The following is a 22523-nucleotide window of genomic DNA, read 5'->3' as shown; positions in this document are numbered from 1 at the left end:
ACAGCCGGGCTATCACGTTGAAGTGATGCAGAAAGAAGGGCCGTTCAGGCACCTTACCGATCCAACCTAGGAGACACCATGACGCAGCCCGCCGCGCGCCGCGCTTCCTCGCGCGCGACCCCCGCCCGCAAGGCATCCGCCGCCCCCGCCAAAACCAGCAAGACGCCCAAGGCGGCCACAAAATCGGCTGCAAAAGCCAATGGCGCGGATGAGACCAACGGCGCATCGCTCGGCCCAACCTCGCGCCGCTCATCCGGCAGCGCAGCCGCCAAAGACCAGCCGCTGAAGGAGGACATCCGCTTTCTGGGCCGCCTGCTGGGCGACGTGCTGCGTGAACAGGAAGGCGGCGCCGCCTTCGAAACGGTCGAGACCATCCGCCAGACCGCAGTGCGTTTTCGCCGCGACGGCGACCGCCAAGCCGAGCAGGAACTCGACCGCCTGCTGAAAGCCCTGTCGCGTGAGCAGACCAACTCCGTGGTGCGCGCGTTCAGCTACTTCTCGCATCTGGCCAACATTGCCGAAGACCAGCACCACAACCGCCGCCGTCGCGTGCATGCGCTGGCCGGCTCGCCGCCGCAGCCGGGCAGCATGATGCGCGCGCTGCTGTCGGTGGCTGACGAGGGTGTCTCGGGTGAAGCGCTACGCCGCTTCTTCGATGCCGCGCTGATCGTGCCCGTGCTCACGGCCCACCCGACCGAGGTGCAGCGCAAGAGCATTCTCGATGCGCAGCGTGAAATCGCCCGCCTGCTCGCCGAGCGTGACACGCCACTGACCACCCGCGAGCGCGAACGCAACACGACGCTGCTGCGCGCGCACGTCACCAAGCTGTGGCAGACGCGCATGCTGCGCACCACGCGGTTGATGGTGGCCGACGAGATCGAGAACGCGCTGTCGTACTACCAGACGACGTTCCTGCGCGAGATTCCCGCGCTGTACCGCGAGCTGGAAGAGGACGTCGCTGCCGTATTCCCACGCCGTGGCGCACGTGGCGAGCCCACGCCGTTGGCGCCCTTCTTCCAGATGGGCTCGTGGATCGGCGGTGACCGCGATGGCAACCCCTTCGTCACGGCAGAAACGCTGCGCTACGCCGCCCGCAAGCAGGCCAGCGTGATCCTCGCGTGGTATCTCGACGAGATCCACGCGCTGGGCGCCGAACTGTCGATGTCGACCTCGCAAGTGGATGTGAGCGCCGAATTGCTGGCCTTGGCGGAGCAGTCGCCCGACCATTCGGAGCATCGTTCGGATGAGCCATACCGGCGCGCGCTGATCGGCGTGTATGCGCGCCTGGCTGCGACGTGCCGCGAACTGACCGGTGAAGACGCCGGCCGCCATGCCGTCGGTCCGGCTCCGGCTTATACGAGCGCGGAAGAGCTGCGCGCCGACATCCAGATCGTCACCGATTCGCTGGCGGCACACCACGGCGAGGCACTGGCGGATGCACGCCTGGCATCGCTGGCGCGGGCGATCGATGTGTTCGGCTTCCACCTCTCGTCCATCGACTTGCGGCAGGTATCGGACGTGCATGAAGCGACCGTCGCCGAATTGCTGAAGGTGGCAGGTGTGGAAGGTGCCTACGCGGCGCTGTCCGAAGCGGACAAGCGCACGCTGCTGCTGCGCGAGCTGCAACAGCCGCGTCTGCTGACGCTGCCGTTCCATACATACAGCGAGCAGACCACGCAAGAGATCGACATCTTCCGCGCCGCGCGCGAGGTGCGTGCCCGCTACGGCAACCGCATCGTGCGCAACTACATCATCTCGCACACCGAGACGCTGTCCGACCTGCTGGAAGTGATGCTGCTGCAGAAGGAAGCCGGCATGTTCCGCGCGAACGCCAATGGCGCTGGCGTGGGGCTCGACGTGATGGTGATCCCGCTGTTCGAGACCATCGAAGACTTGCGCAACGCCTCGCAGATCATGGGCGACCTGCTCGCCCTGCCCGGCTTTGATGCCGTGCTGGCGGCGCAAGGCAACGAGCAGGAAGTCATGCTCGGCTATTCGGATTCCAACAAGGATGGCGGCTTCCTCACCTCCAACTGGGAGCTGTACAAGGCCGAGCTGGCGCTGGTGGAGCTGTTCGAGCGCAAGGGCGTGCGCCTGCGCCTGTTCCACGGCCGCGGCGGCACGGTGGGCCGTGGCGGTGGTCCGACTTACCAAGCCATCCTGTCGCAGCCGCCGGGCACGGTGAACGGGCAAATTCGCCTGACCGAGCAGGGCGAAATCATCTCCAGCAAGTTCGCCAACCCCGAAATCGGCCGGCGCAACCTGGAGACCATCGTTGCGGCCACGTTGGAAGCCACGCTGCTGCCCACGCGCAACCGCCCGAAGGGCCTGGAAGAGTTCGAAGCCGCGATGCAGGCGCTGTCGGATAACGCCTTTGCTGCGTACCGCAACCTCGTCTACGAAACCCCGGGCTTCAAGGACTATTTCTTCGCCACCACGCCGATCACCGAGATTGCCGACCTGAACCTCGGCTCACGCCCGGCCTCGCGCAAGCTGATGGACAAGAAGCACCGCAAGATCGAAGACCTGCGCGCGATTCCGTGGGGCTTCTCGTGGGGGCAGTGCCGTCTGCTGCTGCCGGGCTGGTTCGGCTTTGGCAGCGCCGTGCAGCGATGGCTCGACGACGCCGGCAACGCCAAGGCCCGCACCGCACGCCTGGCCACGCTCAAGCGCATGTACAAGCAATGGCCGTTCTTTGCGAACCTGCTGTCGAACATGGACATGGTGCTGTCCAAGGCCGACCTGAACGTGGCCTCGCGCTACGCGCAGTTGTGCGACGACCGCAAGCTGCGCAACGCAGTGTTCTCGCGCATTTCGGCGGAATTCACGTTGACCGAGCAGATGCTGGCGGCCATCACCGGCCACGCTGAACGGCTGGCGGACAACCCACTGCTGGCGCGTTCGATCAAGAACCGCTTCCCGTATCTCGACCCGCTGAACCACTTGCAGGTGGAACTGCTCAAGCGCTTCCGCTCGGGCAACGCCGGCAGCGATGATGCACGTGTCCGGCGCGGTATCCACCTGTCGATCAACGGGATTGCGGCGGGTCTTCGCAATAGCGGTTGAAGCGGTTGATCAAGCCGCCAGCGCGGTGGCGGCCGGCCGACGGCTGATCCAGGCCATCGCCATCGCACCTGCGTAGGACAGCGTCATCAGGCCGAACACGGTGGGCGCGGCGTGCGCCACGTCGGGCACCACCGTCACAACGGCGCCTGCCGCTGCCACGCCCAGCAGGCTGCCGGTCTGCCGCGCGGCGTTGAGCAGGCCCGATGCCGTGCCGGCCAGTTCGCCCGGTGCGGCAGACAGGATGGTCGACGTCATCGGCGCAATCGCCAGCGCGGTGCCGCCGCCGTACGCCACCATCGTCACGCTGGCGAGCCACAGCGGCGCGTGCCCACTTAGCGCAGCCGACGTCGCCATCAAACCCAATGCAGCGATCAGCAAGCCGCTCAGCATCATGCTGTGCGCAGAGAACCGCCCCATCAGTTTGCCTGCAGAGATGTTGCCCGCAGACAGGCTGACTGCCATCGGCAGCATGACGAGCCCGGTCTGGCGCGCAGTCAGGTGCTCCGCGTTCTGCAAGTGCAGGCTCAGCATGAACAGCGCGCCGTAATAGCCGAAGTTCAGCAGGAAACCCATGCCATTGACGGCGCCCAGCGTGCGATGCGCAAACCATGCCAGCGGCACCAGCGGAGCAGGCGCGCGACGCTCAGCCATGACAAACAGCGCGCCGGCCGCCACCATCAACAGCGCGGCGCCCCACACCCACGGGGATTGCCCACCGCGCACCGGCCATTCAATCGCCGCAAAGCACAGCGCCGCGAGCATCACCGCACTGGTCACCTGCCCCGCCCAATCGAACGGTCGGGCACGCGCCGGTTGAGCGTGGCGCACGATCACCCACGTCCCCAGCATGCCCACCACGCCGAGCGGCACGTTGATGAGGAACGCACTGCGCCAGCCGTACGTGTCGACCAGGATGCCGCCCAGCGCCGGGCCTACGGCGGCGGCCGTGGCCACGATGGCGCCCCACAGGCCAATGGCCCAGGCCCGCTCGCGCGGGTCTTCAAATGTGCTGCGGATCAGTGACAGCGAACTCGGCAGGAACATCGCCGCGCCCACGCCTTGCAGGATGCGCGCGGCAATGAGCGTCGCTACCGACGGCGCCAGCCCACAGCCGGCCGACGCCACGATGAACACAGCCATCCCCGCCATGAAGACGGTGCGCGCGCCAATGCGGTCACTCAGCAAGCCGCCCGTGAGGATGAAGGCAGCAAACGCCAGGGTGTAGGCGTCGACGATCCACGCAAGCTCGGCAACGCTGCTGTGCAGGCTGTCGCGCATGGCGATGAGTGCCACGTTGACCACGGTGGTATCGAGCACCGCCATGAACACGCCCGACGTGAGGATGCCCAGCGTAGCGTTGCGGCGCCAGCGGCTGAGGTCCGCCGCCGGCGGTGATACAGAAATGGCGTTGCAGGTAGGCATGGGGGAATCGCTTGGCAATGTCATGCAGCCAAGTGTAGGCTGGGGAATACATGCAAAAAAGCAGCGTTTTTGCATCGCACAACAGCAAAAATGCATCACGCAACGACGAACATTCGGAGCCAACCGTGAACTGGGACAACGCGCGCTTCTTCCTCGCCGTGGCACGCACCGGCACGCTGCGCGGGGCGGCACAGCGCCTGGGCGTGGATCAGGCCACGGTCGGCCGCCGCCTTGCCGGGTTGGAGGACGAGCTGTCGGCCAAGCTGTTCCTGCGGACGTCGACGACGCTGGTGCTCACGCCCGCCGGGGAAGCGTTGATCGGCCCCGCCGAAACGATGGAGCAAGCGGCACACACGATCGAGCGCCGCGTGGCCGGCATCGACGAACAACTGGCCGGCACCATCCGCGTGGCCACGACCGACACCATGGCCGCCACGTTCGTGCTGCCAGCCATCGCACGGTTGCGTCAGCAGCATCCGGGCATCGACGTCATCTGCATGGCGTCCAAGAGCATCGCCAACCTGACCAAGCGCGAGGCCGACGTCGCCGTGCGCACGCTACGCCCGGATTCGCCTGACCTCATTGCGCGGCGCATCGGGCAAATGGAAACCGGTGTCTATGCAAGCCGCAGCTACGTTGCCGCACGCGGCGAGCCGGAAGAAGGTACCGCCTTTGCAGGGCATGACCTCGTGCTCTACCCGCGCAACGAAGTGCCGTGGATGTGGGACGACCTCTGCGGGGAGCCAATCACGCGTGGGCGTGTGGTCCTGCAGAGCAACTCGGCCACAGCGTTGATTGAAGCCGTGGCTGCAGGGATGGGGATGACAGAGCTGGTCTGCCGCAGGGCCGAGGCGTATCCGCAACTGGTGCGCGTGCTGCCCAACCGCCGCAGCCTGCAGGACGTCTGGCTCGTCACCCATGCCGACCTGCACAAGACTGCCCGCGTGCGCGCCTTGCTCGATTGCATCGTCGAGGCGTTTGACGCGCACAAAAAAACCGCCGCGCCGTAGCGCGCTTCCAGCGTGGCGGCGCGACAAACCGCTAGCCGATAAAGGCGACTGGGACGGGGTCCTCACCCAGCACCGAGAGCAGCACGGCCCAGTGCATTGCCTCGTCGCCCAGGATGCTGGCGGCGGCCTTGGTCAGATCGCGTGTGTAGAAATTCGGCATCACACCCAGGTAGGCGGAGGTCGCGCCCTTCTCCAGCCCGGCCGCAAAGCGCAGCACGTCGGCCTGCGTTTTCAACTGGCTGACCGGGAAGTTGTATTCCGCCACCTTCTTTTCCATGACCGGCGTGCCGCCCAGCTTGGACACCGTGCCCGCCAGCACCGACGCATGCGCCTTGTGGTGGCCCTGAAACTTCACCGCCGTCGCCAGCACGGGCTTTTGCAGCAGGCCGCTTTCGGCGCCCACCTGATACGCGGCGATGGCCTGGTACTCCAGCCCGAGCGCCACGTTCAGGATGTTGATGTCGTCTTTCACACTGCCCGATTGGGTCTGTGCCCAGGCCGGCATCGACTGCCCCAGCGACACCGCCGCCAGCGAGCCCAGCGCCATCAGCCCCGGCGCGCGTAACAGCACGCGGCGGCGTGCGTCGATGTGCGGGTTGTCTCCATCGAACAGCGCCATCTCTTTGCTCGTATCCATCGTCGGTCTCCTTGCATGTGGGGAAGAAGCACGACCCGCGTGATCCCACATCGTGCGGATCGCCGGCGTTTGTCCAGCGCCTGACCGCTTATACGAAGGGCGCGTTCGATTGGATGCAAACCGCGGCGCCGCCCACGTGAATTCCCACAACGGCCCCGGTTTCTTCCTACACTTTGGGCACACCCCTCCACAAATCGCCCTGTGCTCACCTTCCAGCGCACCGCCGAAAACCACGCCGCGCAAGACGCCGATCCGCCGTCGACGGCGGCAGGCCGCCCGCAAAGCACCGACGCTGAAGCGCTGGCCGCGCTGCTGCAACGCATCGGCCTGGGCGAGCGCGACGCCCTGCGCACGCTCTACACACGCTGCGCGCCGAAACTGTTTGGTCTCGCGCTGCGTATCTTGGTCAGGAAGGATTGGGCCGAGGACGTCTTGCAAGAAAGCTTCGTCAACATCTGGCGCCACGCCGGCGATTACCGCCCGCATCTGGCCGCCCCCATGACGTGGATGACCACCATCGTGCGTAACCGTGCACTCGATTGCCTGCGCCGGCAGCATGCTGAACGCGTGCAGGAATCGGTGCCACTGGACGAGACGCACGCCGAGGTGCTGGCCGACCACGCCCCCGGGCCGGCCGACCTTGCGCTCGCCGGCCAGCAGGCACGCGCGCTGGCCGAATGCCTCAAGCGCCTGGACCCGAAGCAGCGCGAAGTCATCTCGCTCGCCTATCTGCGTGACCTGTCGCACAGCGAGCTGACACAAGCGCTTTCGCTGCCGTTGGGCACCGTCAAATCCTGGATGCGGCGCGGGCTCGACCGCCTGCGTGAATGCCTGGGAGCGCCGTGATGGACCTACGCCGCTACCCCGATCTCGTCGATAAGCTGGCCGCCGAATACGCGGTCGGCACGCTGCGCGCGGGCGCCCGCCGCCGGTTCGAGCAGTGGATCCGCCGCCATGACGACGTCCGCGCGACGGTTGAGCGCTGGCAGCGTTACCTGGCCGACCTGCCCGCCTTGCAGCCCGCCACGGCGCCGTTGCCGGAAATCCTCTGCCGCGTCGAAGTACAACTCGGCTGGCGCGAACCCGCACCCTCGCCAAAAGCCCTCTGGCAAAAGCTTTGGCAAGGTACCGGCTTCTGGCGCGGTGCCACGGCAGTCGCGGCGATTGTCGCGGCGGTGGCGGTTGGGCTGAACCTGCGGCTGTCGGAGCAGTTGCGCGATGCGCCCATCGCCAACGCCGTGGCCGTGCTGCAGGACGCGCAGGCGCAGGCTGCTGTCCTCGTCACCTGGGATGCGCGCACCGGCACGCTATCGCTCAAGCGGCTGGATGCGACGCCGCTCACCACCGAGCAAGCGCTGCAACTCTGGGCACTGTTTCCGAATGGGAAGCCCCAGTCACTTGGCCTGATCGGGCACCAGCGTGCGGTCCGGCTGACGGTCGCTCAGCCGCTGCGGCAAGTGCCCGCTCTCGCCATCAGCGTGGAACCGCGCGGCGGCTCGCCCAATCCAGACGGGCCGACCGGGCCGGTGGTCTTCAAGGGCGCGCTGATCGACAGCACCCTGTAGGCCCAAGGGGCCTAGCGATATAATCGCGGTTTCCTGAATTTGCGGCCGACGCCCCTGTTTGGCCGCCTTCCTCCAGCTGTCCGCCATGACCTCCCAACTCGCCAAGAAGGCCGAAGCGTGGTCCGCCCGCTTTAACGAGCCGGTGTCCGATCTCGTCAAGCGCTATACCGCGTCGGTGTTCTTCGACAAGCGCCTTGCGCTGTTCGATATCCAGGGCTCGCTCGCGCATGCGGCCATGCTCGCCAAGCAGGGCATCATCGCCGAAGCCGATCGCGCCGCGATTGAGAAAGGCATGGCGCAGATCCGCCAGGAGATCGAAGCCGGCACGTTCGAGTGGAAGCTGGACCTAGAAGATGTGCACCTGAACATCGAAGCGCGCCTGACCGCCATGGCGGGCGACGCCGGCAAGCGCCTGCACACCGGCCGCTCGCGCAACGACCAAGTTGCGACCGACATCCGCCTGTGGCTGCGCAGCGAGATCGACAACATCGTCGGTCTGCTCAAGGCCCTGCGCGGCGCGCTGCTGGACCTGGCCGAGCAGCACACCAACACCATCGTCCCGGGCTTCACGCACCTGCAGGTCGCGCAACCGGTGGTGTTCGGCCACCACCTGCTGGCCTACGTGGAGATGTTCACGCGCGACACCGAGCGCATGCTCGATTGCCGCAAGCGCGTCAATCGCCTGCCGCTGGGCGCCGCCGCGCTGGCCGGCACGAGCTACCCGATCGACCGCGAATTCGTCGCGCAGCAACTGGGCTTTGACGGCGTGTGCCGCAACTCGCTGGATGCCGTGTCCGACCGCGACTTCGCCATCGAATTCTGCGCCGCGGCCGCGCTCGTCATGACGCACATCTCGCGCTTCTCGGAAGAGCTGGTGCTGTGGATGAGCCCGCGCGTCGGCTTCATCGACATTGCGGACCGCTTCTGCACCGGCAGCTCGATCATGCCGCAGAAGAAGAACCCCGACGTGCCCGAACTGGCGCGCGGCAAGACCGGCCGCGTCAACGGCCACCTGATCGCCCTGCTCACGCTGATGAAGGGTCAGCCGCTCGCGTACAACAAGGACAACCAGGAAGACAAGGAACCGCTGTTCGACACCGTGGATACCGTGGTCGATACGCTGCGCATCTTTGCCGACATGGCGACCGGCATCACCGTCAAGGCCGACGCCATGCGCGCCGCCGCGCTGCAGGGTTACGCCACTGCTACCGATCTGGCCGACTACCTGGTCAAGCGCGGCCTGCCCTTCCGCGACGCGCACGAAGCCGTGGCCCACGCTGTGCGTGCCTGCGACGATCTGCGCTGCGATCTGGCGGATCTGTCGGTTGCGCAACTGCGTGACATCAGCGGTCTGGGTGACAAGGCAACGCTGATTGGCGACGACGTGCACGCCGTGCTGACGCTGGAAGGCTCGGTCGCCTCGCGTAACCACATTGGCGGGACCGCGCCGGAACAAGTGAAGCAAGCCATCGCGTTTGCACGCGCGGCGCTGGCGGAATAATCGGCAGCACGCTCCAATACAAACGCCGCGCAATCACTCGCGCGGTGTTTTGTTTTGGGGCGAACGGATGCACACCCGTGCGCCGCTCGTCGCATCGTTTGCCCATCCTGAGCACCGTGGTTCTCTTCCCCTCGCGTTATACAAGTTTGCAAATGACCGGGATACGCCCTGCCGCATGAATCGGCCGCGGGTGCCCGTCTATGCTTCGCTCCAACATCCCTCACACCGATAAAACGCGCGCCGCCCACACGCAGGCTGCAGCGCTGCGAAAAAACCAATCGCGAGACAACGGTCTGGAGAATGCCCGCGCGCGCATGCGGGCACCCGCACCGATAGCAAAACCAGAACAGTGCCCCTCACGCTACCGGCCGTTCGGACCACACCGATCGGCCAGCGCGGAGCCCTGCCAGGAGACAAACCACCATGGCTGAACAGTCCATTCCGTCGAACGACGGATCTTGGCGCCGCCGGCTTTGCCGACGCACGCGCCATCGATCGCTATTTCCAGATTTCCGCGCGTGGCAGCACGCAACGCCGTGAGGTGGTAGCGGGCATCACCACCTTCATGGCGATGGTGTATGCCGTGTTCGTCGTGCCCGGTATGTTGGGCAAGGCGGGGTTCGACACCAGCGCCGTGTTCGTTGCGGTGTGCCTGACGACCGCCTTCGGCTCGCTATTGATGGGTCTATGGGCCAAGCTGCCCATCGCCATCGGCTGCGCGATTTCGCTGACGGCGTTCATGGCATTCGGCTTGGTGCTCGGGCAAAAGCTCTCGCCGGAAGTGGCCCTGGGCGCGGTGTTCCTGATGGGCGTGGTCTTCACCGCCATCTCGGCCACCGGCGTGCGCTCTTGGATTTTGCGCAACCTCCCGTCGGGCGTGGCGCACGGCACGGGCATCGGCATTGGCCTGTTCCTGCTGCTGATCGCATCGAACGACGTCGGACTCGTCGTCAAGAACGCCGGGGCGGGCCTGCCAGTGGCGCTGGGTCACGTCACCGCCTTCCCGGTGATGATGTCGGTGCTGGGGCTGGCAGCCATCTTCGGCATGGAGCGCCGCCGCGTGCCGGGCGGCATCCTGATCGTCATCGTCGCCATCTCGGCCCTGGGCCTGATCTTTGATCCGCAGGTCAAATTCACCGGCATTTTTGCGCTGCCGTCGCTGGCCACCGCGGGCCATGCTTCGTTGATCGGCGCGATGGACATTCGCGGCGCCCTCTCCGCTGCCGTCCTACCGGCCGTGCTGGCGCTGGTGATGACCGCCGTGTTCGACGCCACCGGCACCATCCGCGCCGTGGCGGGCCAAGCGGGGCTGCTCAACGACAAGGGCCACATCATCAACGGTGGCCGCGCACTGACGGCCGATTCAATCAGCTCGATCTTCTCGGCATGCTTCGGCGGCGCCCCGGCAGCGGCTTACATTGAGTCGACCGTGGGCGTGGCGGCTGGCGGCAAGACCGGCCTGACCGCAGTCGTCGTCGGTGTGCTGTTTCTGGCGGTGATGTTCTTCTCGCCGCTGGCGGGCCTGGTGCCGTCCTACGCAACTGCACCCGCGCTGATGTACGTCGGCCTGTTGATGCTCTCCAGTGTGAGCAAGCTGCACATGGACGATATGGTCGATGCGCTGTCCGGCCTGGTCTGCGCCGTGTTCATCGTACTGACCTGCAACATTGTCACCGGCATCATGCTCGGCTTCGCCACGCTGGTGATCGGCCGTCTGGTCGCTGGCGAATGGCGCAAGCTGAACGTTGGCACCGTTGCGATTGCCGTGGCGCTGGTTGCGTTCTATGTAGGCGGCTGGGCGATCTGACCACGCACTGAACCGTCTTCACAAGAGACAAACCGGCCAGACCCGCAAAGGGTTGGCCGGTTTTGTTTTTGCGCCGCGCGTTATCGTTTGCACGAACGCAAAAAACGCCCGGCACCAGGGCCGGGCGACAATCACACTACCAAGGAGCCGGTTACTTATTGGGCTGCGGCGTCAGGCGCAGATACGGACGCAACGCTTTGTAGCCCTTCGGGAATTTCTGCTTGATGACCTCTTCATCCTTGAGCGACGGCACGATGACAACGTCATCGCCGTCCTGCCAGTTACCGGGCGTCGCCACGCTGTGGTACTCGGTCAACTGCAGCGAGTCGATCACGCGCAGCACTTCATTGAAGTTGCGCCCCGTCGATGCCGGATACGTGATGATCAGCCGCACCTTCTTGTTCGGGTCAATCACGAACAGCGAACGCACGGTAAAGGTTTCGCTCGCATTCGGGTGAATCATGTCGTACAGCTGCGAAACCTTGCGATCCGGGTCAGCAATGATCGGGAAATTGACGCTGGTGTTCTGCGTCTCGTTGATGTCGTTGATCCAGCCCTTGTGCGAATCAACCGAATCCACCGACAGCGCGATCACCTTCACATTGCGCTTGGCAAATTCGTCCTTGAGCTTGGCCGTCAAGCCCAGTTCAGTGGTGCAAACCGGCGTGTAGTCTGCCGGGTGCGAAAACAGCACGCCCCAGCTGTTGCCCAGCCACTCGTGAAACTTGATGCGGCCTTCGCTGGAATCCTGCTCGAAATCCGGGGCGATATCGCCCAAACGTAGAGACATCGTGTCCTCCATACACTGATTGGGAACCACTATAGCCAGATTGCCATCCAACCAAAACGACTATAAATTCACAACAACATCACTTTTTGTCATTTGGCGCGGCATTTGCTGACGAAACGGTGGAAGGCATGCGCACGTTGCCGGACAATGGCCAAGGCTTTGATCCATCGCAGCATGCGCCACACGGGCGCTTGAAGTTTCACAAGGCCCACACATATGCTAGCGAATAAGCGCGTCGATAGATTGACGATCGAATTTCCCCATCCCAAGTACCAAGGTGCCCGACCATGACGAACACATCCCCCAACCTGGCCGACCCCGTCAATAAGGAGAAACTGATGACCGACGTGAAGACTGTTCTGTCCGACGCTGAAGCCCTGCTCAAGCAAGCTGCGTCCACCAGCGGCGAAAAGGCCGCCGAGCTGCGCGAGCGTGGCATGGGCCTGCTGCGCCAAGCCAAGGAGAAGGCGCAAGACCTGCAAGACGCCGTGGTCACCAAGAGCAAGGCCGCCGCGCGTGCCACCGACGACTACGTCCACGATCACCCGTGGCAAGCCGTGGGCGTGGCAGCCGGCGTGGGTCTGCTGATCGGCCTGCTGCTCAACCGCAAGTAACCTGCCGCACCCTTTCTGGCCGATGGCGCGCCCTATGTGGATCGCGCCATCGGCCAGTCGCATTCTGGCGGCACCGCCCGGGCACAGTGCGTGCTGCAACGGCGGTGCCGCCCTCGCCTCGTCCCATCCCCCCGGAACCAACATGTCTGATGACACCAGCCCAAAGCTGTTCGCCTCCCTGAAGACACTGGCCGGCACAGTCGTCTCGATGCTGCAAACGCGGCTTGAGCTGGCAAGCGTTGAGCTGGCCGAAGAAAAAGAGCGTCTGCTCGGTGCCGCCTTCCTCGGCATGCTGGCGGTCAGCCTGATCGGCCTGGCCATCATGACGCTGACCGCGCTGGTGGTGATCCTCTGCTGGGATACCTACCGCTGGCAGTCGCTGGCCATCATGGCTGCGCTCTATGCACTGGGCGCGGTAGCGTGCTTGTGGAAGGTCCGTGCGTCGCTGCGCAGCGGGCCGCCGCTGTTCGAGGCCACGCTGGCCGAACTCGACAAAGACCGTGAGATCCTGCGCCGATGACCGATCCGACCCAACACAACCCGTCGACCGACGCAGCCTCGGCTCATGAATCTGGGCACAACGCACGCCATCACGTGCGGCCGTCTCGCCGCGGCAGCGAGGCGCGCTTGCCGCTGTCCGTGCGCAAGGAGCTGCTGCTCACCCGCGCCGCGCTGGAGCGTTACGACTACGCGCAGGCCCGCAGTGATGTCCATCGCGCGGCCAGCCGCACGTTCAGCCTGGGCGGGCTGGGCGCGCTGCTGCCGAGCCTGATCCGCCCGCTGGCGCGGCCGAACAGCCTGATGCGCACACTGGGCATCGCCCGGGAATATCCGCTGGTCGGTACCGCACTTTCGCTGGCATATGCTGGGCTGCGCCGCACCTTCATCGGGCGCATCACGCGCCGGCTCGGCAAGGTTGGGCTGGTAGCGGGCGCGGCATGGTGGGGCTATCAGAAATGGCAGGAAAGCCAGAGCGATCAGGTGCCTCATCCGTCTACCGCGCCTTCCCAAACCGACGCGAACGAGATCATCCCAGGCAGCACGTCCTGAGCGCGCCCAACGAAGAAAGGCCGGAGCAATCCGGCCTTTTGTGTTTCACACGCGCACCTCAGTGCAGCGGAATGGGGTGCCGCACGCGCTCCCAGCGACGAGCCATGCTCTGGCGCCAAGCGGAGAACCCATGCGCGGGCGGTGTAGATTCTGCAACCGAGGCGGTATCGAAGCGGGCGGGCTGCGCCGATGTATCGGCGTCATGTCGTACGTGGCGGCGACCATGCCACAGCAGCGCGCCGCTGGCCGTCCAGCCGATTACAAACAAGGCGTCGCCCACGTGCATCAGTGAGTCGGGGGACGTGCCCGCATGGAAGATGGCGCCAAGCATGTCGGGCGGCAACTCCGCGCAGACCCAGAGGAAAATTGCCGGCGCTGATGCGAAAACGCCAGGCTGCCACCATGGGTGGGCTACCTGAACTTGGCTGGTCTCCATGGCGTCCTCCATCGCTCTTGTAATGATGTTTTGATGCTAAGCCCGGTATGCGCAAATGGCGACCCGCCCGGCGCTGAACGGGCTGTCGGATTCCTCCGACACGCGCTGCGTGACAACGTTTTCGCGCTGATCCGTTCGAACTAGGGATCACTCAGGGTGGCATGGAGATCGCGTTGCCATGCGGGGCGCAGCGTTTGCACGCCAGAACAACATCGGGAATTCGATGGAGCCGAGGCCCGCAAACTCATATGCATAATGCATAGACGGGCTGTATTGATGCCGTATCGTACGCAACACACTTTCCCACGCCATGCTGGTTGCCACCGACCTCCTCCGCCGCGACGCTCGCTCGGGTGCTACGTTGTTGCACCCGGCCACGCTTGCGGTTCGCCCCGGCGATCGCATTGCGCTGACCGGCCCTTCCGGTGCGGGCAAGAGCGTGCTGCTGCGCGCGCTGGCGCTGCTGGATCCGCTCGATGGCGGTCATGTGACATGGCGGGGCGAACGGATAACGCCACGCGCCGTCCCCGCATACCGCTGTCAGGTAGCGTATGTGCGCCAGCGCCCCGCGCTGCTGCCGGGCACGGTGGAAGACAACCTGCGCTTGCCGTACCAACTGCGTGCCCGACGGCACAACACTGCATTCAACCGCGATACGGCCCTTGCGCTGCTGGCCGGCGCCGACCGCAGTGCGACATTCCTCGACAAATCGGCCGCTGACCTGTCTGGCGGCGAAGCGCAGATCGCGGCACTCGTCCGCACGTTGCAGACGGAGCCGACGATCTTGCTGCTCGATGAGCCGACCGCCGCACTGGACCCTACCTCCGCGCGCGCCATCGAAGCCCTGTTGCAGCACTGGTTTGCGCAGGCCCCCGAGCGACACGCGTGGGTATGGATTACACACGATCCCGCGCAGGGTGCACGCATCGGCCAGCAGCATTGGCGTGTGGAAGCCGGCCGACTTCAAACGGAGGCCAGCCGATGAACGGGCAGGCCCTCACGCTCTCCGCCTGGCAGGTTGGCATTGCGGCGGCGCTGATCCTCGTGAACGGCGCGCTGTCGGTGGCGCTCGGGTTGGGGCTGGAGCGGCGCCTGGCGTGGGCCGGCGTGCGCACCGTGGTGCAGTTGCTGGCGATCGGCTTTGTACTCGAATGGGTGTTTGCCCACGCGCATTGGGCAGTAGTGCTGGCCGTCGTGGCCGTCATGACGCTGATTGCCGGGCATGCCACCGCCAGCCGTGGCGCGCGTGGTTATGCGGGGCTACGCCTCGACGGCACGTTGTCGGTATTCGGCAGCACGTGGCTCATCGGGGCGATCGGGCTGACAGTCGTGCTGCACGCGCAGCCGTGGTACGAGCCGCAGTTCGCCATTCCGATCATGGGGATGATTCTCGGCAACACGCTCACCGGCGTGGGCTTGGCGTTGGAGCGCATGACGGGCGAGCTGATTGCCACGCGCGATCAGGTGGAAACCGTGTTGGCACTCGGCGGTACACGGTGGGAGGCGGCGCGCAATGCCGCCCGCGCCGCGGTGCGCGCCGGCATGACGCCGATCATCAACCAGATGTCAGTCGTAGGCGTGGTCAGCCTGCCGGGCATGATGACGGGCCAGGTGCTGGCCGGACAATCGCCGCTGGAAGCCGTGCGCTACCAGATCGTCATCATGTTCTTGCTGGCGGCGTCTTCCGGGCTGGGGACGGTGGCGGCGGTGCTGCTAGCCTACCGCCGGCTGTTCAGCAGCGAACATCAACTGCTGAGCGCGCGCATCACGCAGCGAGGAGGCTGAACCCCACATGGTGATCGCCCTGTCTTGCGGCCTGGTGCTGCTCAATGAAGACGCCGAAGTGCTGCTCGCACACGCCACCGAAACACGCCACTGGGACATCCCCAAAGGCGCTGCCGAACCCGGCGAATCGTGCCGCGACACCGCCTTGCGCGAAACGCGCGAGGAAACCGGCCTCGTGCTCGACGGCCACACGTTGATCGAACTGGGGCGCTTCCCCTATCGGCGCGACAAGGCACTGCACCTGTTCGCCACGCGCCTGCGCCGCGCTGACGTGGCACTGGACACGTTGGCGTGCACGTCGATGTTCAACAGCTACCACACCGGCCGGCTGATCCCCGAGATGGACGCATACCGCTGGGCCAGCGCCAATGAGGTGCCGCAGTATGCGAGCCAGTCTCTCACGCGGCTGTTTGCGCAGGCGCTGACGCTGGCGAGCGTTGATGCGCGACTGCGCGAGGCGGGGCTTTAGCCCTCAAACAGGCACATCGCCCTCGATGGTAGTGCGATGCAGCGTGCGCCGATATTGATCCGGGCACCCGGGCGCGAAATGGATGGTGGACCGGTTGTCCCAGAACAGCATGTCGCCGGCACGCCAACGGTGCGTGTAGACGTTGTCCGGGCGGACGCTGTGAGCGAAGAGCTGCTCGAGCACGGCGGTGCTCTCGTCTTCCGGCAAACCGACGATGTGCGAGGTGAAGCCCTCGTTGACGAAGAGCGCGCGCTTGGCCGTCTCCGGATGCGTGCGGACGACCGGGTGGTTGACCGGCGGCACTGCATCGCGCTGCGCCTGCGTGAGCGGCGGCCGCCACGTCGATAGCGCGCGCAACCGCTCGTAGCGGTACACGTACGAATGCACCGCGCGGCGGCCCTCGATCACGCGCTTGAGCTCCGCCGGCAGGGTCTCATAGGCGCGGACCATGTTGGCGAACAGCGTGTCGCCGCCCTCTTGCGGCAACTCCCGCGCCAGCAACATCGAACCGAGACTCGGCAGCGGCTTGTACGACAGGTCCGAATGCCAGTCGCGGCCTGCATCACCCAAGCCGATCGGCTGACCGTTTTCGACCACGTTGGAGACGACGAGGATTTCCGGATGCCCCGCCAGATGGAACTGGTTCAGCACATGCACCTGCTGCGGGCCGAACCGGCGACTGAAAGCGACCTGCGCCGCTGGCGTGAAGTCAACGTCGCGAAAAACGAGCAACCCGTCGTGCGCAAGCCACGCCTGGCGGATCGCCGCGATGTCGTCGTCGGAAAGCCCGGCGGCATCGCCCAGGCCAAGCACCTCGGCGCCCAATGGCGCCCCGGGCAAGCGGCGGATGTGAAAGCGAGCGGTGTGAACAGCAGGCGCCTCAGGCGCAACGGTAACGGCGTCGGACATGATGCAAGCGCGCGGTAGCAGACGGGTAGCGAATGAATTTCACATTACACCGCTCGCGCATAACCTACGCCAACGAAGGAAACCGCAGATCGATACGCGCTCAGCTGTAGACAGTGGCGTCGGGCAGCAGGCCTTCCAGCGCGTAGCGGCCGATGGCGCGCAGTTTGTAGTCGATCGGATCGTGCAGCGTATGCGTGCGTGCGTTGCGCCAGAAGCGGTCCAGCGCGAGTGCCGCCTTGGTGGAGCGGGCCCCAGTGGCCTCGAACAGTTCCTGCCCGATGAAGAGCGCGGCACGATGTGCTACGACTTTCGCCTCAGCGGTGGCGAGCGATACCTCGGCGCGTTCATCGGCGGTGAGCGCCGGGCCTTTGCGCCAGGCGCGGTCCAGGCGTTGGATGGCGCGATCGGCGAGCGCCTCGGCGGCGAGCCATTGCACGCGCATTTCGCCGAAGCGGTGGATCTGGTAGGGGTCGTCCGCCACGCGCTCCACGCCGGAAGTGAACCATGGCCGCGACGATTGCAGCGTGTGCTTGCGCGCTTCGTCCAACGCGCCAGCGGCGATGCCCGTGTAGAGATTGACCAGCACGTTCTGCGCGAGGCACGAGCGCAGGGTCTGATATGGCGCGAAGACGGTCTCGGGGCCAGCCAGCACTTCGTCTTCCGCCACCTGCACGTGGCGGAACTGCACGCTGGCGCTGTCGGTCTGACGCTGCCCGATCGGGTGCCAGTCATCCCGCACGGTGATGCCGTAGCGCGCGGTCGGCACCACGGCGATCACGGGCTTACCGGTCGTCTCGTCATGCGCCGACACGACCATCATGTTGGAGCCGAGCGTGCCCGAACAGAACCCCTTCTCGCCATCGAGCACCCAGCCGCTGCCCGAGCGCTGCGCGCGCAGGCGGTGGTCAAGCGGATTGACGGCGTTGCCCCACCACCACCCAAGTTCAGCGGTAGGGCGTAAAAAGCGCTCACGCTGCGCATCGGAGGCATACAGATAGACCGTGGCGGTTTGCAGATACTGAAACGCCAGCAGATGTCCCAGCGAGCTATCCACCGCCGCAATGCTGCGCACAGCGGCAAACGCATCCGCCCAGCTCGCTCCAGCGCCGCCGTACTGCGGCGGAATCACCAGCGGCAACAAGCCCGCGCGCGCAATCGCTGCCTTCTCATGCGCGGCGTGGCCACCCTGTTGATCACGCTGCGCCGCCGTGGCAGCCAGTTCAGCCAGCAGAGGGGTGAGGTCGGGAAGTTGATGCAGATCGTCGAGCTTCATGCACGTGCCTTTTGCCGGGGGTGTTAGACGGTGCAGGCACTATACGGAGGCGCCTGGCCACCCTGAAGGAAGCAATCCGCATACGCATATTGACCGCGCGACTATGCGCGGGCGTAGTGCGCGCGCATGCGCTCCAGACACGCGCGTGCATCACCCACGACCAGCCGGCTGCTGCAGGCGATCATGAGATTGCGCGGCAGGCCAAAGTCCTCCACGGCCCAGCCGTCGGCATCGTTGCCATTGGCGTTCGGCACTTGGGCGATGAGCGGCACGGCGGGCACGTGGTAGCACCACACGTCCTTGCCACGCGCGATGGCATAGCCAATTTCAAAGCACGTGCCAGAGTCGGGTTCGTGGCCACGGAAATCAGCCACGTTGGCCATCACCGCGTCAGCCGAGTCGATCAGCGCGATGTTTTGGCGGTAGATCTCGGCAGCGGTTGATGGGCCGTCTGCCTGCGGGGCGATCGCGTTGTCTAGCGGGTATAGGCCGATGAAGTCGAATGCGGCGCACAACGCCTTGAGCGCTTCGCCATGCGTCGCAGGTTGCGGACGGAAGACATCGGGGCCGGCGAGGTAGAGGCGCAGGGACATGGGCGTAGACCGGAGAGTGACACGCGCAGGATAGCGCCGCATGTACGCGACACAAAAGACAAAGGGCCCGACATTGCTGTCGAGCCCTCTGAATTTTGGTGGGTCCTGCGGGATTCGAACCCGCGACCAATAGATTAAAAGTCTACTGCTCTACCGACTGAGCTAAAGACCCGAAAGACCGCGATTATAGGGAGATTCTTACGCCCCTGTCAACGCTTGCCGAATCAAACCAAGCGTTCCATCCGCCACATCTGATAACGGAACGCCAGCACCGCGCCGATCAGGATGCCTGTCAGCGCGATGAACGAGCCGATCGCCAGCGTTGACACGCCAGACAGTCCCTGCCCGATCGTGCAACCCAGCGCCGTCACGCCACCCACGCCCATCAGCATGCCGCCGACGATGTGGTTGCCGGTGTCTTCGGCATTGGCAAAGCCTTCCCAGCGGAACGTGCGCGTGGCCAGCGCCACCACGGCCGAACCGGCAATCACGCCCAGCACGCTTACGATGCCGACCGTCAGCACCTTCGACGTATCGCTGAAGAACATCAGCCATTCGAGCGTGTACGACACCGGGGCCACAAAGCTCAGCGCTTCCATGCGGCCGCTGTTGGTCGCGACAAACGCTTCTTGCAGCGTATTCGGATCTTCCTGCACGTAGCCGAGGTGGCCCGACACGTACCACATGCCCACGATGATGAGCCCGACGCCGATGCCGCCCAGCAGATTGTCGCCCGTGCGGAAATCGCGCCCCAGTAGCGCCCACAACGACAGCGCCCCGCCAATCACCAACGCCAGCACCAGACGCAGCGTGCGCACATCCACCGACAACGCATGGCCCAGCACGCTGGGCAAATCCTGCGAGGTCGGCAATATCACGGCGACGCTATCGACCGTCGCCACACGCACCACGCCAAACACGCCCTTGAGCGTCATGTACGCCGCCAGCCCAAGGAACACGAACACCACCACAGATTTGAGGTTACCGCCACCAATGCGCACCAGCGTCTTGCTGCCGCAGCCCGAGCCCAGCACCATGCCGAAGCCGAACAGCAGGCCGCCCACCAGCGACGACAGCCACAGCAGCTTGCTCGCCGTGTAGATCGTCTTGCTCGTATCAATCAGGCCCAGCCAACTCAGCACGCCCGTGCCGATCATGGCCACGCCGATGGCGAGCGCCCACATGCGCAGGCGGTTCCAGTCGCCGATGTTGATGGCGTCGGACACCGCGCCCATCGTGCAGAAGTGCGTACGCTGCAGAATCGCGCCAAACACGAACGTGAGCGCGAACGTGGCCCACAAAACCGTATGCGACAACGCGTTGAGGTCAATCTCTGGCATGGCGCGTCAAACGTATCGGGTCGGGTCGGGTACACCAGCGGCCTCAAAGCCCGCCTTGCGGATGCGGCACGAATCGCACACGCCGCAGGCGCGGCCTTCATCGTCAGCCTGGTAGCACGACACGGTCAGGCCGTAGTCCACGCCCAGGCGCACGCCGGCCTGGATGATCTCGGCCTTGGTCATGGCGATGATGGGTGCGTTCACGCGAATGCGGTCGCCCTCCACGCCGGCCTTGGTGGCCAGGTTAGCGAGCGTCTCGTAGGCGGCAACGTATTCGGGGCGGCAGTCCGGGTAGCCGGAGTAGTCCACCGCATTGGCACCGAAGAACAGATCGCGCGCGCCCACGGCCTCGGCCCAGCCGAGCGCCAGCGACAACATGATCGTGTTGCGCGCCGGCACGTAGGTGATGGGGATGCCCGATTGCGCGCCGTCGGTCGGCACGTCGAGCGTGTCGTCGGTGAGCGCAGAGCCGCCGAACTTGCGCAAATCCAGGTCAACGATTTCATGGCGAACCGCGCCCAGCGATGCGGCCACCTTCTTGGCCGCTTCCAGCTCGGACGAATGGCGCTGGCCGTAGCGCATCGACAGCGCGTAGGTCTCAAAGCCATCGGCATTGGCCATGGCGAGCACGGTGGCGGAGTCCAGCCCGCCGGAGAGCAGGACGATGGCGCGTTTTTTCATGGGCGGAGCCTTGGGAAGCCAATCAGGGAAGGCCGCATTTTAGCGCGCCGTCACCCCGGTAGCGCCGCACGCAGAGCATGACGACCATTCCGGCCGCACCATGAAAAACGCCCGCCGGTGCAATCACGGCGGGCGCCTGGTGCGGCAGAGGATGACGCGTCGATCAATGCATCGTCTTCAGCCGGCTTTGTGCGGTCTTGGCCTGCTCAGAGTTGGGGTACTGCGCAACCACGGCTTCCAGCGTCTTGCGCGCAGCTGCCTTCTGGCCGGATTCGCCCTGGTTGGTGGCCACCTGCAGCAGCGCGTCCGCCGCCTTGGGATGCTGCGGGTTCGTGCGTGCCATGTTCTCCAGCACATAGCTGGACCCCTTGTAGTCGCGCTGCGCGTACAAGGCATTGCCCAGCCAGAATTGCGCCAACGGCAAGTACGGGCTCTGCGGATACTTCTTCACGAACGCCGAAAACTGGTTGCCCGCGCCCTTGAAATTGCCCGTCTGGAAAGTCTTCAGCGCAGCGTCGTATTCGTCCTTCTCGCCGGGCTGGACCGGGCCTTCGCGGCCTTCCACCGTGGCTTGCTGCGGCTCGAACTTCTTCAGGCGCGCATCCAGGTCGGCATAGTAGTCCTTCTGCTGCTTGGCCAGCGTGTCGACCGCGTTCTGCAGCACTTCATTCTGCCCACGCAGGCGCGCCACTTCAGACTTGAGCGTCTCGATCTGGTTTTGCGCGTCGATCAGGTTCTTGCTGTTCTGGTCGATGCGCTGCGCTGCGCTGGATTGGAAGTTGTTGAACTTGTCGCGCATATCGATGATGGCGCGGCGCGCCTCATCGTCGTCAAACACCCCCGCTGCCGCCGGCGCGGCCAGGGTCAAAGCTCCACCCGCGACAAGCGTCATCGTCAGGATGGCCCGGCGCAGGGCCCCGAGCGTGGCCCCTTCGGCGCGCTGTTTCATCATCGTATTCATGGGATTCCAACGTAAGAACGCCGGCCACGACAACACGGCCGGCGTATGCGACTTCAAACGGCCGATCAATACACGATGTCGGCGCGGCGGTTCTGCGCCCACGACTCTTCGTCATGGCCGGTAGCCTGCGGCTTTTCCTTGCCCAGGCTCACGGCTTCCATCTGGCTGTCAGGCACGCCCATCGACGACAGCGCGCGGCGCACGGCCTCGGCACGCTTCTGGCCCAGTGCGAGGTTGTACTCGCTGGTGCCGCGCTCATCGGTATTGCCCTGGATCAGCACCTTGCGCTGGTTGTGCGACTGCAGATAGCGCGAGTGCTGGCCCAGCAGGCCTTGGTACTCCGACTTGACCGAGTAGCTGTCGAAATCGAAGTAGATGCTGCGCTTGGCCAGCGGGCTGTTCGGGTCGGTCAGTTCGTCACGGCCCACATCCACCGGGGTGACTTGGCGAGCATCAGCGCCCGTGCCGGCGGCACCGCCCGTACCGTTCTTGGCGGTGTCATCGAGCTTCACGCCCGAGCTGCAAGCGCCCAAGGCCAGCAGCGCGGCAATGGCTGCGAGTTTGATCATGGTTTGAGGCTTCGACATGTCCGATTTCTCCTAAAGGAACGGCCG

23 protein-coding genes and 1 tRNA gene are annotated in these 22523 nt (G+C 65.2%); 12 read left to right on the top strand and 12 right to left on the bottom strand.

Features of this window, described 5'->3' with window-relative positions; genetic code table 11:
- Positions 1 to 78 precede the first annotated feature (78 nt).
- Positions 79 to 3066 carry a phosphoenolpyruvate carboxylase gene (gene ppc, locus ACS7SF_RS14530; protein ID WP_439890430.1) on the top strand — a complete coding sequence of 996 codons (2988 nt, stop codon included), beginning with the start codon at positions 79 to 81 and terminating at the stop codon, positions 3064 to 3066.
- 9 nt (positions 3067 to 3075) lie between these two features.
- Here the strand turns inward: ppc and ACS7SF_RS14525 are convergent, their stop codons facing one another.
- Complete coding sequence (locus ACS7SF_RS14525) at positions 3076 to 4488, bottom strand: MFS transporter (RefSeq protein WP_439890429.1); 1413 nt, start codon at positions 4486 to 4488, stop codon at positions 3076 to 3078.
- A 125-nt stretch (positions 4489 to 4613) separates the two neighbouring features.
- Between ACS7SF_RS14525 and ACS7SF_RS14520 the strand changes: the two genes are divergently transcribed.
- Positions 4614 to 5498: a LysR family transcriptional regulator gene (locus tag ACS7SF_RS14520; protein ID WP_439890428.1), complete on the top strand. Its 885-nt coding sequence runs from the start codon at positions 4614 to 4616 to the stop codon at positions 5496 to 5498.
- A gap of 31 nt (positions 5499 to 5529) precedes the next feature.
- Here the strand turns inward: ACS7SF_RS14520 and ACS7SF_RS14515 are convergent, their stop codons facing one another.
- Positions 5530 to 6135: a ferritin-like domain-containing protein gene (locus ACS7SF_RS14515; RefSeq protein ID WP_439890427.1), complete on the bottom strand. Its 606-nt coding sequence runs from the start codon at positions 6133 to 6135 to the stop codon at positions 5530 to 5532.
- A gap of 201 nt (positions 6136 to 6336) precedes the next feature.
- On the opposite strand from ACS7SF_RS14515, the gene ACS7SF_RS14510 reads away from it, so the two are divergent.
- From ACS7SF_RS14510 to ACS7SF_RS14495, 4 genes are all read left to right on the top strand, one after another.
- Entirely contained in the window at positions 6337 to 6981 is a 645-nt protein-coding gene (locus tag ACS7SF_RS14510) for an RNA polymerase sigma factor (protein ID WP_439890426.1), read from the top strand.
- A complete protein-coding gene (locus tag ACS7SF_RS14505) occupies positions 6981 to 7700 on the top strand; it encodes an anti-sigma factor (protein WP_439890425.1) in 720 nt (239 codons plus the stop codon). The genes ACS7SF_RS14510 and ACS7SF_RS14505 overlap by 1 nt, the downstream gene beginning before the upstream one ends.
- Positions 7701 to 7785: 85 nt before the next feature.
- Positions 7786 to 9201, top strand: a complete 1416-nt coding sequence (gene argH, locus ACS7SF_RS14500; RefSeq protein WP_439890424.1) for an argininosuccinate lyase — start codon at positions 7786 to 7788, stop codon at positions 9199 to 9201.
- A 427-nt stretch (positions 9202 to 9628) separates the two neighbouring features.
- The gene (locus tag ACS7SF_RS14495) at positions 9629 to 11008 is read left to right on the top strand and encodes an NCS2 family permease (RefSeq protein ID WP_439892766.1); all 1380 of its coding nucleotides are present in this window, start codon (positions 9629 to 9631) and stop codon (positions 11006 to 11008) included.
- Between the two features lie 151 nt (positions 11009 to 11159).
- Here ACS7SF_RS14495 and ACS7SF_RS14490 read toward each other — a convergent pair whose 3' ends face one another.
- Positions 11160 to 11798: a peroxiredoxin gene (locus tag ACS7SF_RS14490; protein WP_426397524.1), complete on the bottom strand. Its 639-nt coding sequence runs from the start codon at positions 11796 to 11798 to the stop codon at positions 11160 to 11162.
- Between the two features lie 287 nt (positions 11799 to 12085).
- Between ACS7SF_RS14490 and ACS7SF_RS14485 the strand changes: the two genes are divergently transcribed.
- From ACS7SF_RS14485 to ACS7SF_RS14475, 3 genes are all read left to right on the top strand, one after another.
- Entirely contained in the window at positions 12086 to 12412 is a 327-nt protein-coding gene (locus ACS7SF_RS14485; RefSeq protein ID WP_316658313.1) for a DUF883 family protein, read from the top strand.
- 142 nt (positions 12413 to 12554) lie between these two features.
- A complete protein-coding gene (locus tag ACS7SF_RS14480) occupies positions 12555 to 12932 on the top strand; it encodes a phage holin family protein (protein WP_426397522.1) in 378 nt (125 codons plus the stop codon).
- The gene (locus ACS7SF_RS14475; RefSeq protein WP_439890423.1) at positions 12929 to 13462 is read left to right on the top strand and encodes a DUF3318 domain-containing protein; all 534 of its coding nucleotides are present in this window, start codon (positions 12929 to 12931) and stop codon (positions 13460 to 13462) included. The genes ACS7SF_RS14480 and ACS7SF_RS14475 overlap by 4 nt, the downstream gene beginning before the upstream one ends.
- Positions 13463 to 13520: 58 nt before the next feature.
- Here the strand turns inward: ACS7SF_RS14475 and ACS7SF_RS14470 are convergent, their stop codons facing one another.
- Positions 13521 to 13898: a hypothetical protein gene (locus tag ACS7SF_RS14470; protein ID WP_439890422.1), complete on the bottom strand. Its 378-nt coding sequence runs from the start codon at positions 13896 to 13898 to the stop codon at positions 13521 to 13523.
- Positions 13899 to 14208: 310 nt separating this feature from the next.
- Between ACS7SF_RS14470 and ACS7SF_RS14465 the strand changes: the two genes are divergently transcribed.
- The 3 genes from ACS7SF_RS14465 to ACS7SF_RS14455 are packed head-to-tail and all read left to right on the top strand — an operon-like array spanning position 14209 to position 16152.
- Positions 14209 to 14883 carry an ABC transporter ATP-binding protein gene (locus ACS7SF_RS14465; RefSeq protein WP_439890421.1) on the top strand — a complete coding sequence of 225 codons (675 nt, stop codon included), beginning with the start codon at positions 14209 to 14211 and terminating at the stop codon, positions 14881 to 14883.
- The gene (locus ACS7SF_RS14460) at positions 14880 to 15683 is read left to right on the top strand and encodes an ABC transporter permease (RefSeq protein ID WP_439890420.1); all 804 of its coding nucleotides are present in this window, start codon (positions 14880 to 14882) and stop codon (positions 15681 to 15683) included. Before ACS7SF_RS14465 ends, ACS7SF_RS14460 begins: the two co-directional genes overlap by 4 nt.
- 7 nt (positions 15684 to 15690) lie before the next feature.
- Entirely contained in the window at positions 15691 to 16152 is a 462-nt protein-coding gene (locus tag ACS7SF_RS14455; protein WP_439890419.1) for an NUDIX domain-containing protein, read from the top strand.
- A gap of 3 nt (positions 16153 to 16155) precedes the next feature.
- On the opposite strand, the gene ACS7SF_RS14450 is transcribed toward ACS7SF_RS14455, so the two are convergent.
- The 8 genes from ACS7SF_RS14450 to pal form a co-directional block, all read right to left on the bottom strand.
- A complete protein-coding gene (locus ACS7SF_RS14450; protein ID WP_439890418.1) occupies positions 16156 to 17061 on the bottom strand; it encodes a TauD/TfdA dioxygenase family protein in 906 nt (301 codons plus the stop codon).
- Between the two features lie 100 nt (positions 17062 to 17161).
- Complete coding sequence (locus ACS7SF_RS14445) at positions 17162 to 18334, bottom strand: acyl-CoA dehydrogenase family protein (protein WP_439890417.1); 1173 nt, start codon at positions 18332 to 18334, stop codon at positions 17162 to 17164.
- 101 nt (positions 18335 to 18435) lie between these two features.
- A complete protein-coding gene (locus ACS7SF_RS14440; protein ID WP_439890416.1) occupies positions 18436 to 18927 on the bottom strand; it encodes a nucleoside 2-deoxyribosyltransferase in 492 nt (163 codons plus the stop codon).
- A gap of 96 nt (positions 18928 to 19023) precedes the next feature.
- Positions 19024 to 19099 (bottom strand) — tRNA-Lys (locus ACS7SF_RS14435).
- A 52-nt stretch (positions 19100 to 19151) separates the two neighbouring features.
- On the bottom strand, positions 19152 to 20267 hold the full coding sequence (locus ACS7SF_RS14430) for a YeeE/YedE family protein (protein ID WP_439890415.1): 1116 nt from the start codon (positions 20265 to 20267) through the stop codon (positions 19152 to 19154).
- Between the two features lie 6 nt (positions 20268 to 20273).
- Positions 20274 to 20948: a 7-cyano-7-deazaguanine synthase QueC gene (gene queC / locus ACS7SF_RS14425; protein WP_439890414.1), complete on the bottom strand. Its 675-nt coding sequence runs from the start codon at positions 20946 to 20948 to the stop codon at positions 20274 to 20276.
- 163 nt (positions 20949 to 21111) lie between these two features.
- A complete protein-coding gene (ybgF, locus tag ACS7SF_RS14420) occupies positions 21112 to 21909 on the bottom strand; it encodes a tol-pal system protein YbgF (RefSeq protein ID WP_439890413.1) in 798 nt (265 codons plus the stop codon).
- Between the two features lie 65 nt (positions 21910 to 21974).
- The gene (gene pal, locus ACS7SF_RS14415) at positions 21975 to 22496 is read right to left on the bottom strand and encodes a peptidoglycan-associated lipoprotein Pal (protein ID WP_426397500.1); all 522 of its coding nucleotides are present in this window, start codon (positions 22494 to 22496) and stop codon (positions 21975 to 21977) included.
- Positions 22497 to 22523: the final 27 nt, after the last annotated feature.

Origin of the sequence: Ralstonia sp. 25C, from assembly GCF_051904805.1 — a bacterium.
Taxonomy (GTDB): Bacteria; Pseudomonadota; Gammaproteobacteria; order Burkholderiales; family Burkholderiaceae; genus Ralstonia.
This window is presented reverse-complemented; position numbering and strand designations above follow the sequence as displayed.